Genomic DNA, 14607 nt, shown 5'->3' on the forward strand with positions numbered 1-14607 from the left:
TGAGGCTCCTTTCGGAGCCTCCCGGGTACCCCTCCGGGTGTTCAGAACTCCTCGTGCACCTCAGGGTCCCCGCCGAGGCGCCGGTGCTCACGGTCGCCGATCGCGGCCATTTCGGCCTCGCTCAGCTCGAAGCCGAACACGTCGAGGTTGGCGCGCTGCCGCTCGGGGTCACCGGACTTCGGGATGGGCAGGGCGCCGAGCTGGACGTGCCAGCGCAGGATCACCTGGCCGGGCGTGACCCCGTGCGCCTCGGCGGCGCTCGCCACGGCCGGGTCGTCCAGGAGGTCCGAGCCCCGGCCCAGCGGGCTCCAGCTCTCGGTGACGATGCCCTTGCCGGCGTGGAAGGCGCGCAGCTCGTCCTGCGGGAGCAAGGGGTGCAGCTCGATCTGGTTGACGGACGGCAGGACCCCGGTCTCCTTCTCCAGCCGCTCGATGTGCGAGGGGGTGAAGTTGGAGACCCCGATGGACCGTACGAGGCCGTCCTCGCGGAGTTTGATCATGGCCTTCCACGAGTCGACGTACTTGTCGACGCGCGGGAGCGGCCAGTGGATCAGATACAGGTCCACGTACTCCACCCCGAGACGGGCGCGGGACTCCTCGAAGGAGGCCAGGGTCTCCTCGTAGCCGTGATGCCGGCCGGGCAGCTTGGTCGTCACGAGGATCTCCTCGCGCGGCACGCCGGCGGCGGCCACACCGCGGCCGACACCGGTCTCGTTGCGGTAGTTCGTCGCCGTGTCGACGAGCCGGTAGCCGCTCTCCAGGGCGGCGGCGACGGCCCGCTCCGCCTCGGCGTCGTCCATCGGCCAGGTGCCCAGACCGAGTGCGGGGATCCTCGTACCGTCGTTGAGCGGATGCGTCGGGATGCTGATCACGTGCGGACCTTCCCTTGACTGTGTCGTCCCCCCAGCCTCACGGATAGGGTGAGCAATGATCAACCGGACGGGCGGGGACGAGGTCGGCGGACGGCATGGACGGCACCGAGGAGAAGCGGTCGGCGGGATCCGGGCGTCCCACGTCGCGGGACGTCGCCCGGCTCGCCGGCGTGTCGCACACCGCCGTCTCCTTCGTGTTCAACGGCCGCGCCGAGGGCAACCTCTCGCCCGCCACCCAGGAACGCATCCGGCAGGCGGCCGCCCAGCTCGGCTACCGCCCCGACCCCGTCGCGCGCGGCCTGCGCAGCCGCCGTACGGCCGTGATCGGCCTGGTCACCGACGAGATCGCCTCCTCGCCCTTCGCCGGCCGGCTGCTGCGCGGCGCCATGGAGACGGCCTGGGACAGCGACCACCTCGTCCTCACCGTCGACTCCGGCGGCGACCGCGCCAAGGAGGACGCGGCCGTCGCCGAACTCCTCGACCGGCGCGTCGACGGGATCATCTACGCGGCCATGTCCCTGCGCCGCGTCCGCGTCCCCGAAGGGCTGCACCGCACCCACTCGGTCCTCGCCAACTGCCTGCCCGAGGACGACTCCCTGCCCTGCGTGGTCCCCGCCGAGCGGGCCGGAGGCCGTACGGCGGCCCGGTTGCTCCTGGACCAGGGGCACCGCAGGATCGCGCTGGTCGGCGGGGAGCAGGACATCGCCTCCGTCGAACGGCTCCGTGGCTTCAGGGACGCCCTGCGCGCGGAGGGCGTCAACCTGCCCAAGGAGTGGGTGGTGCGCACCGGCGGCGAGATCTCCAGCGGCTACCAGGGCGCGACCCGCCTGCTCGACGGTGTCCCCGCCGAGCAGCGCCCGACCGGGATCTTCTGCTACAACGACCGGGTCGCGGCGGGCGCCCTGCACTGCGCGGCACGTCTCGGCATCACGGTGCCCGGCGAACTGTCCGTGGTGGGCTACGACGACCAGGAGCACATGGCCGCCCATCTGTTCCCGCCCCTCACCACCGTCGCGCTGCCGCACCGGGAGATGGGAGAGACCGCCACCCGTCTCCTCCTCGACGCCATCGACACCGGCCGCACCCCGCCGCCCACCGTGCGGCGCCTCGCCTGCCCGGTGGTCGGCCGCGGCTCGGTGGGTCCAGCGCCGACGGGGTGAGGGCGGGAGGGGCGGGCTGCTGCGGGGGAGACGGTGAGCCGCGACCGGTGCGGTCCGTCAACACGGGGGGGTCCTGGCTGTGCCACACCGCCCGGGCGGTCCGGGTGGGTTCGTGTCGTGCGGACTCGCCGTCAGGCGGGCTGGGTGGGCCCGGGGGCAGTTCCTCGGCGTGTCAGGTGGGAGACGGGTACGTGTCCCGGTCGGGAGATCTGTGGCGCGCGACCACGCCCACGAGCAGCCCGCCTGTGCTCATCCCGCACATCCTCCCGGCCGGGTCCTCAAGCCTCGGGCACGAGAGGCCGGCACTCCACCTCGATTCCGTCCCCCGACACGGTCAGCTCGGCGGTGTCCCCGGGGCGCCGGTACACCCGCTCGGTGACCGTCGCCCGTTCCCCGGCGAAGAGTTCGAGCAGGGAGCCGTCGACGAGGACGCGCACGGTCAGTGGTCCTTCGGGGAGTCGCACGACCAGTGGAGCCGATCCGTCGGACCGCGACCGGGGCCACCCCGAGCGGTCCAGCGTCACCGTGCCCGCCGCGGGATCCAGCCGCACCGTGAGCTCGGCTCCCGAGGCCGCCCGCAGCAGGCTCACGGTGGCGGGCGATCGCGCGGTCACCGTCAGGTCGTACGCGTCGGGGAGCGGTCCCGGCCCCAACAGGGCGGTGGAGCGTAGCAGTTCGAGCTCCGGCGCCGGCGTCACCCGCAGTGAGCCGTCCTCGTGCACGTCCACGACTCGGGGCGCCGTGAGGACCCCGGCCCAGCCCGCCCGGTCGACATCCTGCTGCGGACGTGCCTCCCAGGACCAGCCCCACAGCAACGCCCGGTCCCGCTCGGTGTCCTGGAGGACGGAGGGGGCGTAGAAGTCACGGCCATGGTCGAGGCGGCCGCCGTGCCGGGGGACGAACCTCGGTTCGCCGCCCGGCAGTTGGGTCAGCCGGCCCGTCACATACGCCGTCCCCCGCGGGTCGCCGTCCCACAGCGCCACCGCCAGCAGCCACTCGCCCCCGGGCGTCCGCGCCAGCTGCGGGCACTCCCACCCCGTCGCCCCCGGCCCGAAGGCCTCGGCCGTCAGCGGATCCCGGCCCTCCAGCAACACCCCGGCGAACCGCCAGTCGTGGAGGTCCTCGCAGTCGTACACCAGCACCGACGGTGTGCCGTCCGCGTGCCCGGCGCCCACCAGCGCCCAACGCCGTCCGCCGAAGCGGAAGACGAACGGGTCACGGAACATCGTCACGTCCAGGCCCGCCGGCGGATCGGACACCACCGGTACCGGGAGCGGCTTCCACGCCACGAGATCGTCGTCCTCAGCCACCGCGAGGCAGATCGAGCCCAGTCCCGAGTGGGTGCGGTCCACCCCCGTGTACACGGCCGTCGGCACCCCGTCGTCGTCCACCACGCACCCCGACCAGCAGCCCGCCTCGTCCGGGCCGCCGGGCGTCGGGGTGAGCGCGATCGGATGGTGCTCCCAGTGGGCGAGGTCGGGGCTGGAGGCATGGCCCCAGTGGACATTCGCGTGCACCGGGGCATCCGGGTTGTGCTGGTAGAAGAGGTGGTAGCGGCCGCGCCAACGGAAGGGGCCGTTCGGGTCGTTGATCCAGTGGACGGGGGGACGGACCCGGAAACGCGGGGCGTCGGGGTCAGGGCTCAACGGTTGACTCCTGCGGAGGTGATGCCCTCGCGGAGAGGGCGCTGGCCGACGAGGAACACGGCCACGGCGGGGATCATGGAGAGCACGACACCGGCGAGAACCACCGAGATGGAGCCGGTGCCGAGGTTGCCCTGGAGCGAGACCAGGCCCAGCGGCAGGGTGTAGTTCTGTCCGGAGGTCTCCAGGATCAGCGGCCGGAAGAACTCGTTCCAGTGGTAGTTGAAGGCGAGGACGCCGACGATCGCGAGCCCGGGCGTGGCCAGTGGCGCGTACACGGACCGGAAGGTCCGCCAGGGCCCCGCGCCGTCCAGCATCGCCGCCTCGCCCAGGTCCTTCGGCATGCCCAGGAAGTACTGGCGCATGAGGAACGTGCCGAAGGCGGTGGGGAACGCCGGGATGATGAGGCCGAGCAGGGTGTCGGTCAGGCTCAGCGACTTGAGCACGAGGAACACCGGCACGATCGTGACCTGCAGGGGGACCATCATGGTCGCGAGGACCAGGGCGAACAGCGACTTCTTGAAACGGAAGTCGAGCCGCGCGAACGCATACCCGGCGAGGCCCGCGGTGACCATCTGGCCGACCGCGATCAGGGCCGTCACCAGCGTGGAGTTGAGGGCGAGCAGCCACACGTCGATCTGGTCGAAGACCCCGCGGTAGGACTCGGCCGTGGGGTGCGTCGGGATGATCTTCGGGGGCAGGTCGAAGGACTCGGCCGGAGTGCGCAGGGACGTGGAGACCGTCCAGATGACCGGGCCGAGGGTCAGCAGCGCACAGGCCGCGAGGCCGGCGATCCGCGCCCAGGGGGCGAGCGAGTGCCGCGCACGGCTGATGGACAGGGGCGCGGGGCTGGTCTTCAGGGTCGCTTGGCTCAAGGGACTCACCCGGCTCACTGGTAGTGGACGAAACGCCGGCTGAGCCGGAACTGGAGGGCGGTGACCGCCATGATCAGCACGAACAGCAGCACGCCCACCGCGGACGCCTCGCCGAAGCGCAGCTGCTCGAACGCCGACTCGTAGATGACCATCACGACGGTCCGGGTGGAGTCGCCGGGCCCCCCGTTGGTCAGGACGTACGGCTGCTCGAAGACCTGGAGTGCGTTGATGACCCCGACCACGGTCGCCACCAGCAGGGTCGGCGACAGCAGCGGCAGCGTCACGTGCAGGTGCTTGCGCAGCCCGGTCGCCCCGTCCAGGGAGGCGGCCTCGTGGATCTCCTTGGGAATGTTGTTCAGGCCGCCCACGAACAGCAGGAACGAGAACCCGAACTGCTGCCAGACGTAGACCAGGATCACCGCCGCCATCGCCGAGTTCTCCGACGTCAGCCACGGCACCGGGGCTATCCCGACCTGCCCGAGCACCCAGTTGACGACTCCGAAGTCCTGGTTGAAGAGGTACTTCATCACCACCGAGATCGACGCCGCCGACAGCACCAGCGGGAAGAAGAACGCCGACCGGAACACCGAGCGCAGCCACATGGGCATCCGCCGGTTCACCGCGAGCGCCAGGACCAGGGCGATCAGGAGCTGGAGGGCCACCGCGAGCACCATGAAGACGAGCGTGTTGCGGAAGGAGACCAGGACGGTCGAATCGGTGAAGACCTCACGGTAGTTGGCGGTCCCGGCCCAGCTCGGCGAGTCGATCACGTTCCAGTGGAAGAGGCTCAGCACGACCGAGCCGACGATCGGTACGACCGTGAAGACCACGATGCCGACGATGGTGGGCGCCAGGAACAGTGTGGCCAGCAGCCGGGTGCCACGGTCACGGACCGACGGCTGTGCGGCTCCGGTGACGGGCGCGGCTGCGGGCCGTGAGGGTCGTACCGCGGGAATCTGAGTGTTCGTCATACGTCACGCTCCATGGCCTTCTCCAGGTCGCTCTGCATCCGGCGCAGCGCGGGGGCCACCGAACGCCGGGAGGCCAGAGCGGTCCCGGTGTGCTTCAGCAGCACCTGCTCGACCTCGGCCACCTGCGGCGGCGCCGGGATCGGCCCGGTGTCGGGAAACTTGTCGAGGGTGTCGTAGAAGACCTGCCAGTGGCGGGGGCCGGTCTCCCGGTAGCGGTCCGCGGACAGCATCGAACGGCGGGCCGGGGTCGTCTGGTTGGTCTCGAAGAGCCGCATCAGGGTGTCCCTGCGGGCCGCGAACTTGATGAACTCCCATGCCTCGTCCTGCCTCTTCGAGGTGCGCAGCAGCGCGTAGCCGGCGGCGCCGAACTGCATGCGCTGAGTGCGCCAGCGGGGGAAGTACTGCACGTCGAAGCTGCCCGGCTGCATCCCGGCGAGGTGCAGACCGCCCGCCCAGAAGCCGCCGGCCGGGGTCACACCGACCCGACCGGTGGAGAACACCCCGATGAGGTTCTGGCCGTTGCCGCCCTCGGGGCGGGTGCACAGGTCCTCCTGGATCAGGGAGGCGAGATAGTCGTACGACTCCTCGACCCGCGCGTCCGTGGCCTGCGGGGTCGTCCACCGGAAGCCGCCTCCACGACCCTGGCGCTCGGCGCCGGGGTAGAAGCCGTCCCACAGCCACGCGCCGCCCGGCGCCTTCGACTCGGCGAGCAGGTTGGTGCCGTTGGCGAACAGCCACGGGACGACCCCGCCCCACAGGCGGTTGGTCCAGAAGTAGGGCGTGAACTGGGAGCCGCTGGACTTCTTCATGTCCCGCAGCAGATCGGTGAAGTCGTCGCGGGTCCAGTCGGCCGCCGGGAAGCCCGCGCCCGCCCGCCTCAGCACCTGGCTGTTCAGGTACATGTCGGCCGCGTTGAACTCCACCGGCAGCTGATAGAGGCTGCCCTCGTACATCATCGACTCCACCAGCGAGGGGTGGACGTCGGCGAAGTACTCGCGCAGCTCGGCCGCGTCCCGCTTGACCCACTTGTCGAGGGCCACGCCGAGGCGCTGCGCGAAGAGCTGGACGCCCTCGGTCGCGACGTAGACGAGGTCGGGGGCGGTGCCCGCCGCGATCTGGGTGAGGATCTTCGCGAAAAAGTCCGACCAGTCCGTGGCCTGCACCGCGTTGATCCGCAGCTTGATGTCGGGGTGGAGCTTCTTGAAGCCCTCGGTGAGCGTGCGGATCGCCTCCGGGCCGTAGGCGGGTCCGAGGGTGGCGACGACGAGGGAGCCGTCGTCGCGGCCGGGGATGTCGGCTCCGGTGAGCCGGTCCCAGCTCGCGGCGGTACCGGCGAGCGCGGCGGCGCCCGCGCCGTAGGCGCCGTACCGCAGCAGGGTGCGACGGGTGAGGTGCGAGTCGGTCATCCAGCGTGCCTAACTCGTGTTAGCTCAAGGTTGACGCCCAGATGATGGTGAGGCCGTCACGGCCCTGTCAAGGGTGGTGCACGCCTTGACCTTTAACGGGTTAGGTCAGAGGGTGTGGGCCGTGCCGCCCTCGGCGGCGAGGAACCAGAGGTGGAGGTGGGCGGCGCCGTCGCCTCAGCGGTTGACGTGGACGCGGGCGAAGCCGTCGAGGCCGGGGACCGCCCGCTCCACCCGCCAGGAGGGGGCCGAGCTCGGCCGCCTGCGCGGCGGGCAGGGCGCGGAGGTCGTAGTGGCCGCGCGGTTGCAGCATCACGACCGCCGGGAGCCGGGACTCGGTGCCGACCGCGTCGAGCCGCCAGTGCTCGTCGGCCCGGAGGGCCTCCGTCACCGGCTTGCGGCAGGTGTGGGGAGACGCCGTACGAAGGCACGGGGCTCCTGGGGAGTTGAGGCAACGGCCACGCTGGGCAGTCAACCTGGGTGACGTGCCCGTGGGGCACGGAATGCGGACGGACGCCGGCGATCAACGGAGCACGCATGACGACGGACAAGGGCACGGCGGAGCGGGACGCGGGCATCGAGGTGAACCCGGTGGCCGGGCACATCGGAGCCGAGATCACCGGTGTCGACCTGGCCGGCGACCTCGACGACCGGGTGGTCGGCGCGATCCGCGCCGCGGTGCTGCGCTGGAAGGTGGTGTTCTTCCGGGGGCAGAAGCTCGACCACGCAGGGCACGTCGCGTTCGCCCGCAGGTTCGGCGAGCCCGTCGTTCTGCGCAAGCGCGGCAGCGCCTCGCCCGCACAGTTCCCGGAGGTCGAGACGACCGCGGACCGGCTGGAACTGGGCGAAAAATTCGGCATGGAGCACGAGGAGTGGCTGCAACGCCGACGGCACACCCTGCTGCGCGGCTGGCACTGCGATCACGGCGCCCGCGTCGACCCGCCCGCGGCGACGATTCTGCGCGCCGAGACCGTCCCTCCGTACGGCGGCGACACCACCTGGTCCAACCTCGCGGCCGCCTACGCCGGACTGTCCGCCCCGGTGCGGGCGTTCGTCGACGGCCTGCGCGTGGAGCACCGGCTCGGCGTCGGCTACCAGCCCCGGCCCGGCGACGACGCCTACGTCCGTCACCTTCTGGACCACCAGGTGGCCTCCCTGCACCCGCTGGTACGGGTCCATCCCGAGACCGGGGAGCGGATCCTCTACGTCAACGGCTACTACGTCGAGCAGATCGCGGACCTCTCCCGCGCCGAGAGCCGGGCGATCCTGGACATGCTCCTCGAACAGGCGGTCAGGCCCGAGTACACGGTCCGCTTCCGCTGGGAGCCGGGCAGCGTGGCCTTCTGGGACAACCGCGCAACCATTCACCTGGCCCCCGCCGACAACGCCCACCTCGGGTTCCCCCGGACCATGCACCGGGTGATGTTGGCGGGGGATGTGCCGGTGGGAGTGGACGGGGAGCGGTCGGAGGGGATCACCGGGACGGGAGTCGGGCGCTGGTGAGGTGAGGGGCGTGGGGTGAGCCGGCCGGGGCGGGGGCCGATGGCTTGGAGCGGTCGGGTCGCTGAGTGGGTGGCGTGGGTGGGGGCACCAGGTCCGCGGTCTGCCGGGGCGCCGGGGATCTGGCCCTGGTGGGCCGGTGGGCCGGTGGGCCGTGGGTCGGCGGGCCGGGCGGAGACGGGGCATGGGAAGGCCGTTGGTCAGGGCCAGGGCGGGGCGCCGATGGCCCGGCCCGCTCGAACGGCTGAATATGAGGCTTCCTCAGCAGCCGGAGTCTGGGTCGCGTCGGTTGCTGGTCTGCGGTCAGCCCGGGGCACCAGCGTCGCTGCCCGTTTCTGCGGGCGGTGTTTTGGGCCGCGCGGGCCGTCGCCCCAGCCCGGTGTGCGGTGACGGCGCGCGCGGGGCTCTGTGGACGCGGCTGCCCGCTTCTGCGGGTGGTGTTCCGGACATCCGGGCCGTCGCCCCCCCCGACCCCGTGCGCGGCGACGGCGTCCACCTCGTGGCATGGCGAGCTCGCCGGCGCAGGGACCGTACAGGGCCGCGTGTCGTGCGGTCGGCCGGAGTGCAGGTGGGTGCCACGCAAGCCCTGGCCGGAGTTGCTGCCGTCTCCGGCGGCACGTGGTCGGGTGGCGGCAGGGTGGGAAGAGCTACCCGCCCGGTCGCCACCCCAGCGCCGGACCCAGCTTGACCGCCATGTCGGTGAGGATCTGGACGTAGTCCTCGTGCTCGAAGGTGAACGGCAGGGCGAACGCCACCTCGTCCACCTCACGGAACGCGGCGTGTGCGTGCAGCCGCTCGGCGATCTCCTCCGACGTGCCGACGATGTCCGGCGCGAACATCAATCGCGCCGGACCCTGCGGTGACGCGGTACGGGGGGTGCGCCGGGCCGCGTACTCCTCGTACTTCGCGCGCTGCTCCGGTGCGGCCGAGTCGGTGGGGATGACGACGAGCCCCTGGGACACGCGGGCCTCCTCGCCGTCCGGGTGGGCGGCACGGAAGGAGCGGATGTGCGAGAGCTGGATCTCCGCGAAGTCGTACGGCCCTTCCCGGTCCTCCGCCTTGACCACGCTGCTGGTCAGGAAGTTCATGCCGTGTTCGCCGGCCCAGCGGGCGGAGCTCAGACTGCCGCCGCCGTACCAGAGACGTCGGCCGAGGCCGGGAGAGTGCGGCTGCACCCGGTCCGAGAAGACCTCGAAGCCCTGCACCCCGCTGAAGTCGCTGGCGGGCTCGCCCCGCACGAGGTCCAGCAGCCGCCGTACCCGCTCGTAGGAGAAGTCCTCGACGTCGGCCGTGTCCGGGTACAGCGCCCCCTTGACCTCGTCGAAGTGCATCGGCGGACCCACGCTCACGCCGGGGTTGACCCGCCCGCCGGACAGGATGTCGACGGTCGCCAGGTCCTCGGCCAGCCGCAGCGGGTTCTCCCAGCCGAGCGGGATCACCGCCGTGCCGAGCTCGATCCGGCTGGTGCGCTGGGAGGCCGCCGCCATGACGGCGACGGGGGAGGAGATGCCGTACTGGAGATGCCGGTGGCGCAGCCACGCGCTGTCGAAGCCGAGCCGCTCGCCCAGCTCGATGATCTCCAGCGTGGACTCGTGGCCGCGCCGCGGATCCGCCTCGTCGAACAGGCCGATGGCCAGGAAGCCCAGCTTGCGCAGGGGGCGGGGGGTCGACGGCACGGGCTCCTCCGGGTTGTTTGACGTATCAAGTAGTACGGCAGTGCCAACCCGGCCCTGTCACGTGATGTTCCCGACCGCCGGGCCCCTCGGGTCAAGATCGGGTAAGGGGAATGATCACCTCGTCCTCGACCGGCGGGTCGATCTCCTGGGCCAGGTTGCCGGTGGCCGCGAAGCAGCGCAGACGCACCGCCTCCGGGGTGACGTCCAGCCGCAGGAAGCACTTGAAGAACGGCGGGCTGTACGTCGCCGAGCTCGGCGAGAACAGCTGTGTGTAGATCTTGCGCACCGGGAGGCGGAACCGCGAGGTGCGGTCGGGCCGGCGGCCCGCGCCCAGGAGACTGGCGACCAGACGGATGCGGAACGTGATGCGGGGTGCCTCGCCCGGTACGCGGGTGGGCGGGATGCCGAGGCGCTCGGCGATCACCGCGGTGGCCTCGGCCTCGGTGAGGGTGAAGAAGCGGCGCAGGTGCAGCCGGCGGCCGTACAGCCTGCTGTAGAAGGCCAGGGAGTCGCCGCGCAGCGGATAGCAGCGGAAGTCCTTCTCGGTGACGTTCGCGACCGAGACGTGCGGGATGGTGTGCGTGGCGTGCATGAACGCGCCGCCGCCCCCCGAGACGACGTACTGGATGGTGCGGCCGGCCACGTCGACCGGATAGCGCTGGTAGTTGTGGATGTCGCCGCCTATCGCCGCGACGTAGTGGTGCTCCGGGTCGCGCACGATGTCGTCGACCGTGCCGCCGCCCTCGATGGCGCACGGGTGGTGCTCGCCGTCCACGTACAGGGGCGAACCCGTGATGAGGATCTTCGGGCGCGGGCCCCGGGAGACCTCGCGCAGCCAGCCGCCCTGTTCGGCGTCGAGGGCGCCGAGCAGCCCGGTGTCTATGCCGATGATCCGCAACGGTCCGGCGTCGACGGCCCAGTACGGGCCCGGCTGGACGGCCTGTTGGGTGGGCTCCGCCCGCAACCGGCGTGCCTCGTCGAGGTGTTGACCGTCGTTCGCGCGCGGTCGGTGCCACAGCAGGGAACGCAGCCAGGCACGGGTCAGGGGGCGGGGCGCGGGCTCGGGGTCCAGGGGCGGGGCGTCGTCGCAGAAGACGCGCATGAAGGCGCCGAGATCCTCGTACCAGTCGTGGTTGCCGGGTATCGCGTAGATCGGCGCCGGATAGTCCTGGTACGGCCGGAAGAACTTCGTGCCGTAGTCGTCCGCGCTGCCCACCGGGTAGATCACATCACTGGCGACGACCGCGAACCTGGTGTCCTGGCTGACCCTCAGAAATCCCGGCACGACGGCGTACTGGGGATCGTCGCCCTCGCCGGTGTCGCCGATGACCATGAACGAGAACCGCTCCGGATCCGCCCGCCGGATCACCTTGTCGGCGGGGGCGCCGGCCGCCGCGCGCTGCGCGACCCAGCGGCTTCGGGTACGGCCCGTGGGGTCCCCGAACCAGGAGGCGAGCACGCCGTTGCGGGCGGCCCACAGCGTCCTCGGGTTCAGCCAGGAGATCTTCTCGACCTTGGGCGGCATCAGCCGCTTGTACTCGCCGAGTCGAGCGGAGCCCCAGCCGGCGCCTTCGGCGGTATCGCGTGAGGAGTCAGACACCGGTGCACCGTAACAACGATCTAGAACCGGCCGGGAAGGGGGAGTGGTCTACGGCGGCCTGTCTTCTGGGACATCACCGGATCCGTGGGGCTCCAGGCGCGTGACTCTCACCTCTGCGGGCCGTGTGGTGCGGCCCAGTGCGGATCCTGCGGTGCGCGGGCGTGGATCACCCTGGGCTCCTGATCCTCGAAGGGCGGGTCGGACGGCCGTGCGGTGGGCGCGGTCGAGGCGGAGGCGCGGTTCCAGTCGCCGTCGCCGAGCACCAGGAGCGGGTCGAACATGACCACCACTCCGGCCAGCAGCAGAAAGATCGCCGGTCCCAGGAGCATGGGCAGCAGCAGCGAGGAGGGGGAACCACCGGCCCACGACCCGCCGGTCCCGTCGTGCACATGGACGCTGACCGCGGCCATGCCCGTGTAGTGCATCCCCGTCACGGCCACGCCCATGATCAGGCTGGCCCCGAGGCTCGTCAGGAAACCGCGGATCGTGACGGCCGCCCACAGTGCCGCGGTCGCCGCGACGATCGCGATGACCACGGAGAGCGCGACGACGGCCGCGTCGTACCGGATCGTTCCGTTGAGGTGCAGTGCCGCCATGCCCAGGTAGTGCATCGCGGCTACGCCGAGGCCGGTGACCGCGCCCGCGAAGGACAGGTTCAGGGGGCTGGCGCCGCGATAGCCGACGATGAACACACCGATGCCCACGACGACGACGGCCACGGCGAGACTGAGGACCGTGAGCCCGGCGTCGTAGCGGATCCGGGTCTCCACGACCTGGAAACCGATCATGGCGATGAAGTGCATCGTCCAGATGCCGCAGCCGATGGAGGCGGCGCCCAGTGCCAGCCAGCCCGCCTTCCACGACTGGGCGCTGAGCAGGGTGCGCACGATGCAGCGCAGCCCCAGAGCCCCTCCGAGGCACGCCATGAGATAGGCGGCGACCGGGGTCACCGCACCGTAGCGGAACCCGTCGACCGTGCCTTCCATAAGCCAACTCCCCCCAGAGTTCTGGCCGGTTGTGGAGGAAGGGTTACGGCTGGGGATCGGGTAAAGCAAGGCATTACCGGGGGTAAGCAATGAACTGCCGAGGAGCGCTGTTGAACTCTAGTCATATGAGGGCGAGTTCCGGCCAAGTGTGCTCCAGGGCCTCGCGAGTGTGCCAGAGTTGAGCACTTTTCAGCATTTCGGGGCGGGTGATCCCGTTCGACGAGGAAAAGCGGTTGCCGGGCCGCCGCCGTTCGTGAACGATCCCGCCCCGTGACCCCTCGCACCCAACAGCCGCCCCCCGTCCCCCGTCCCCTCGCCCTGATCACCGGCGTGGGCCGCACGGTCGGCATCGGCGCCGGGATCGCGCGGCGGCTGGCGGCCTCGGGGTGGGACATCGCGTTCACCCACTGGAACCCGTACGACGCCCGCATGCCCTGGGGCGCCGAGCCCGGCGCTCCGGAGACGATCGAGGCGAGTCTGTCCGAGCGGGGCGCGGCCGGCGCCGCCATCGAGGCGGACCTCGCCGACCCCGAGACGCCGGCCCGCGTCTTCGACGAGACGGAGCGGCGGCTCGGCCCCGTCACCGCGCTGGTGCTGAGCCACTGCGAGTCGGTCGACTCCGGCCTGCTCGACACCACCGTCGAGAGCTTCGACCGGCACTTCGCCGTCAACACGCGCGCGACCTGGCTGCTCATCCGTGAGTTCGGCCGCCGCTTCAGCGCGGAGCGCGGTACCGGGCGGATCGTCAGCCTCACCAGCGACCACACCGTCGGGAACCTGCCCTACGGGGCGAGCAAGGGGGCCATGGACCGCATCACCCTGGCCGCCGCCCACGAGCTCGCCCACCTCGGCGTGACCGCCAACGTCGTCAACCCCGGGCCCGTCGACACCGGTTGGATGACCGAGGAGTTCCGCGCGCACTGCCTCGACGCCACACCGCTCGGCCGCCTCGGCACCCCGCAGGACACCGCCCACCTGGTGGATTTCCTGTGCTCGCGGGAGGGGCAGTGGGTCAACGGGCAGCTGCTGAAGAGCAACGGGGGCTTGGACTAAGGCCGTTCTGCTTGCTTGTATGCCTGTCGGTGGTCACGCGAAGAACTGGCCCAGCAGGGGAAGCAACAGGGACGTCCGCTGCATGAGGGTCATGTGGGTGGTGGCCGGAAGGACGGCCAATTGTGCCTCGGGGATCAGCTGTTGCATCTCGGCCGCGTGCTCCACGCGCACGAAGTCGCGGTCGCCGACGAGCAGCAGTGTGGGCATCCGCAGTCCGCGCAGGTCGTCGGCTGTCCAGGGCAGCGGGGCGTGCGCGGCCGCCGAGACCTTGGCGAGGAAGTCCTGGAAGTGCCCGGGGTGGGGTGCGGTGACCGCGTAGGCGTCGGCCATCCCCTGGAAGTCGTCCTGGCTGGGCAGCCGGGGCGAGCCGTAGTCCGGGACGCGGACGTCGTCGTGGACCCCGTCCTGGGTGTACATGGTGGCGGCGAGCGCGAGCCGTCCCACGCGCTCCGGGTGCCGGACCGCGATCTCCAACGCGACCAGACCGCCGAGGCTGAACCCCAGGAAGTCGGCCTGCCGAATGCCGAGTTCGTCGAGCAGCCCCACCACGTCCGCGGCCAGATACGGCACCGTCATCTCGCGGTCGGTGTCGGCGGTGTGGCCGTGCCCTTGCAGCTCGGGAGCCACCACGGGCCGGTCGGCGGCCAGGGCGGGCAGTACGGCGGAGAACGTCAGGCCGACAGTGAGGGCACCGCCGTGCAGCAGCACCAGCGGGCGGCCTTGGCCGGGTCCGGTGCCGTGGGTCTCGTAGTACATCTCCAGGCCGTTGACCTTGGCGTATGCGGAACTGTTCGGCACGGTCATCACATCCGTTCTGCGGAAGTCGTATGCGAGGAAGACCTTGCGCGGACGCCGAAGTCATCGGTCC

Annotated in this window: 12 protein-coding genes; 3 read left to right on the top strand and 9 right to left on the bottom strand. The window is 71.3% G+C overall.

Annotated elements, in window-relative coordinates; all coding sequences use genetic code 11:
- Positions 1-41: 41 nt before the first annotated feature.
- Positions 42-872, bottom strand: coding sequence for an aldo/keto reductase (locus D1369_RS39180; protein WP_007379690.1), 831 nt, complete (start codon positions 870-872; stop codon positions 42-44).
- A gap of 95 nt (positions 873-967) precedes the next feature.
- Here D1369_RS39180 and D1369_RS39185 point away from each other — a divergent pair, with 95 nt between their 5' ends.
- Positions 968-2032 (top strand): LacI family DNA-binding transcriptional regulator, encoded by a 1065-nt coding sequence (locus D1369_RS39185; RefSeq protein ID WP_007379689.1) that lies wholly within the window; start codon positions 968-970, stop codon positions 2030-2032.
- Positions 2033-2310: 278 nt separating this feature from the next.
- On the opposite strand, the gene D1369_RS39190 is transcribed toward D1369_RS39185, so the two are convergent.
- From D1369_RS39190 to D1369_RS39205, 4 genes are read right to left on the bottom strand one after another with little or no spacing between them, the layout of a single operon-like run.
- Positions 2311-3678, bottom strand: coding sequence for a glycoside hydrolase family 32 protein (locus tag D1369_RS39190; RefSeq protein ID WP_118082989.1), 1368 nt, complete (start codon positions 3676-3678; stop codon positions 2311-2313).
- Positions 3675-4550 (bottom strand): carbohydrate ABC transporter permease, encoded by an 876-nt coding sequence (locus D1369_RS39195; protein WP_202476909.1) that lies wholly within the window; start codon positions 4548-4550, stop codon positions 3675-3677. Before D1369_RS39195 ends, D1369_RS39190 begins: the two co-directional genes overlap by 4 nt.
- Before the next feature lie 14 nt (positions 4551-4564).
- Positions 4565-5521: a sugar ABC transporter permease gene (locus tag D1369_RS39200; RefSeq protein ID WP_007379687.1), complete on the bottom strand. Its 957-nt coding sequence runs from the start codon at positions 5519-5521 to the stop codon at positions 4565-4567.
- Positions 5518-6927, bottom strand: a complete 1410-nt coding sequence (locus D1369_RS39205; RefSeq protein WP_007379686.1) for an extracellular solute-binding protein — start codon at positions 6925-6927, stop codon at positions 5518-5520. Before D1369_RS39205 ends, D1369_RS39200 begins: the two co-directional genes overlap by 4 nt.
- Positions 6928-7461: 534 nt before the next feature.
- On the opposite strand from D1369_RS39205, the gene D1369_RS39215 reads away from it, so the two are divergent.
- Positions 7462-8427, top strand: coding sequence for a TauD/TfdA family dioxygenase (locus D1369_RS39215; RefSeq protein WP_118082991.1), 966 nt, complete (start codon positions 7462-7464; stop codon positions 8425-8427).
- Between the two features lie 644 nt (positions 8428-9071).
- Here D1369_RS39215 and D1369_RS39220 read toward each other — a convergent pair.
- The 3 genes from D1369_RS39220 to D1369_RS39230 form a co-directional block, all read right to left on the bottom strand.
- Entirely contained in the window at positions 9072-10100 is a 1029-nt protein-coding gene (locus D1369_RS39220; protein ID WP_007379684.1) for an LLM class flavin-dependent oxidoreductase, read from the bottom strand.
- Between the two features lie 91 nt (positions 10101-10191).
- Entirely contained in the window at positions 10192-11700 is a 1509-nt protein-coding gene (locus D1369_RS39225) for a metallophosphoesterase (protein WP_007379683.1), read from the bottom strand.
- Positions 11701-11807: 107 nt separating this feature from the next.
- The gene (locus D1369_RS39230; protein WP_007379682.1) at positions 11808-12686 is read right to left on the bottom strand and encodes an MHYT domain-containing protein; all 879 of its coding nucleotides are present in this window, start codon (positions 12684-12686) and stop codon (positions 11808-11810) included.
- Between the two features lie 270 nt (positions 12687-12956).
- Between D1369_RS39230 and D1369_RS39235 the strand changes: the two genes are divergently transcribed.
- A complete protein-coding gene (locus tag D1369_RS39235; RefSeq protein WP_007379681.1) occupies positions 12957-13739 on the top strand; it encodes an SDR family oxidoreductase in 783 nt (260 codons plus the stop codon).
- A 33-nt stretch (positions 13740-13772) separates the two neighbouring features.
- On the opposite strand, the gene D1369_RS39240 is transcribed toward D1369_RS39235, so the two are convergent.
- Complete coding sequence (locus tag D1369_RS39240) at positions 13773-14543, bottom strand: alpha/beta fold hydrolase (RefSeq protein WP_037898758.1); 771 nt, start codon at positions 14541-14543, stop codon at positions 13773-13775.
- Between the last annotated feature and the right edge of the window lie 64 nt (positions 14544-14607).

Origin of the sequence: Streptomyces sp. CC0208 (genome assembly GCF_003443735.1) — a bacterium.
In the GTDB taxonomy this organism is placed as follows: Bacteria; Actinomycetota; Actinomycetes; order Streptomycetales; family Streptomycetaceae; genus Streptomyces; species Streptomyces sviceus.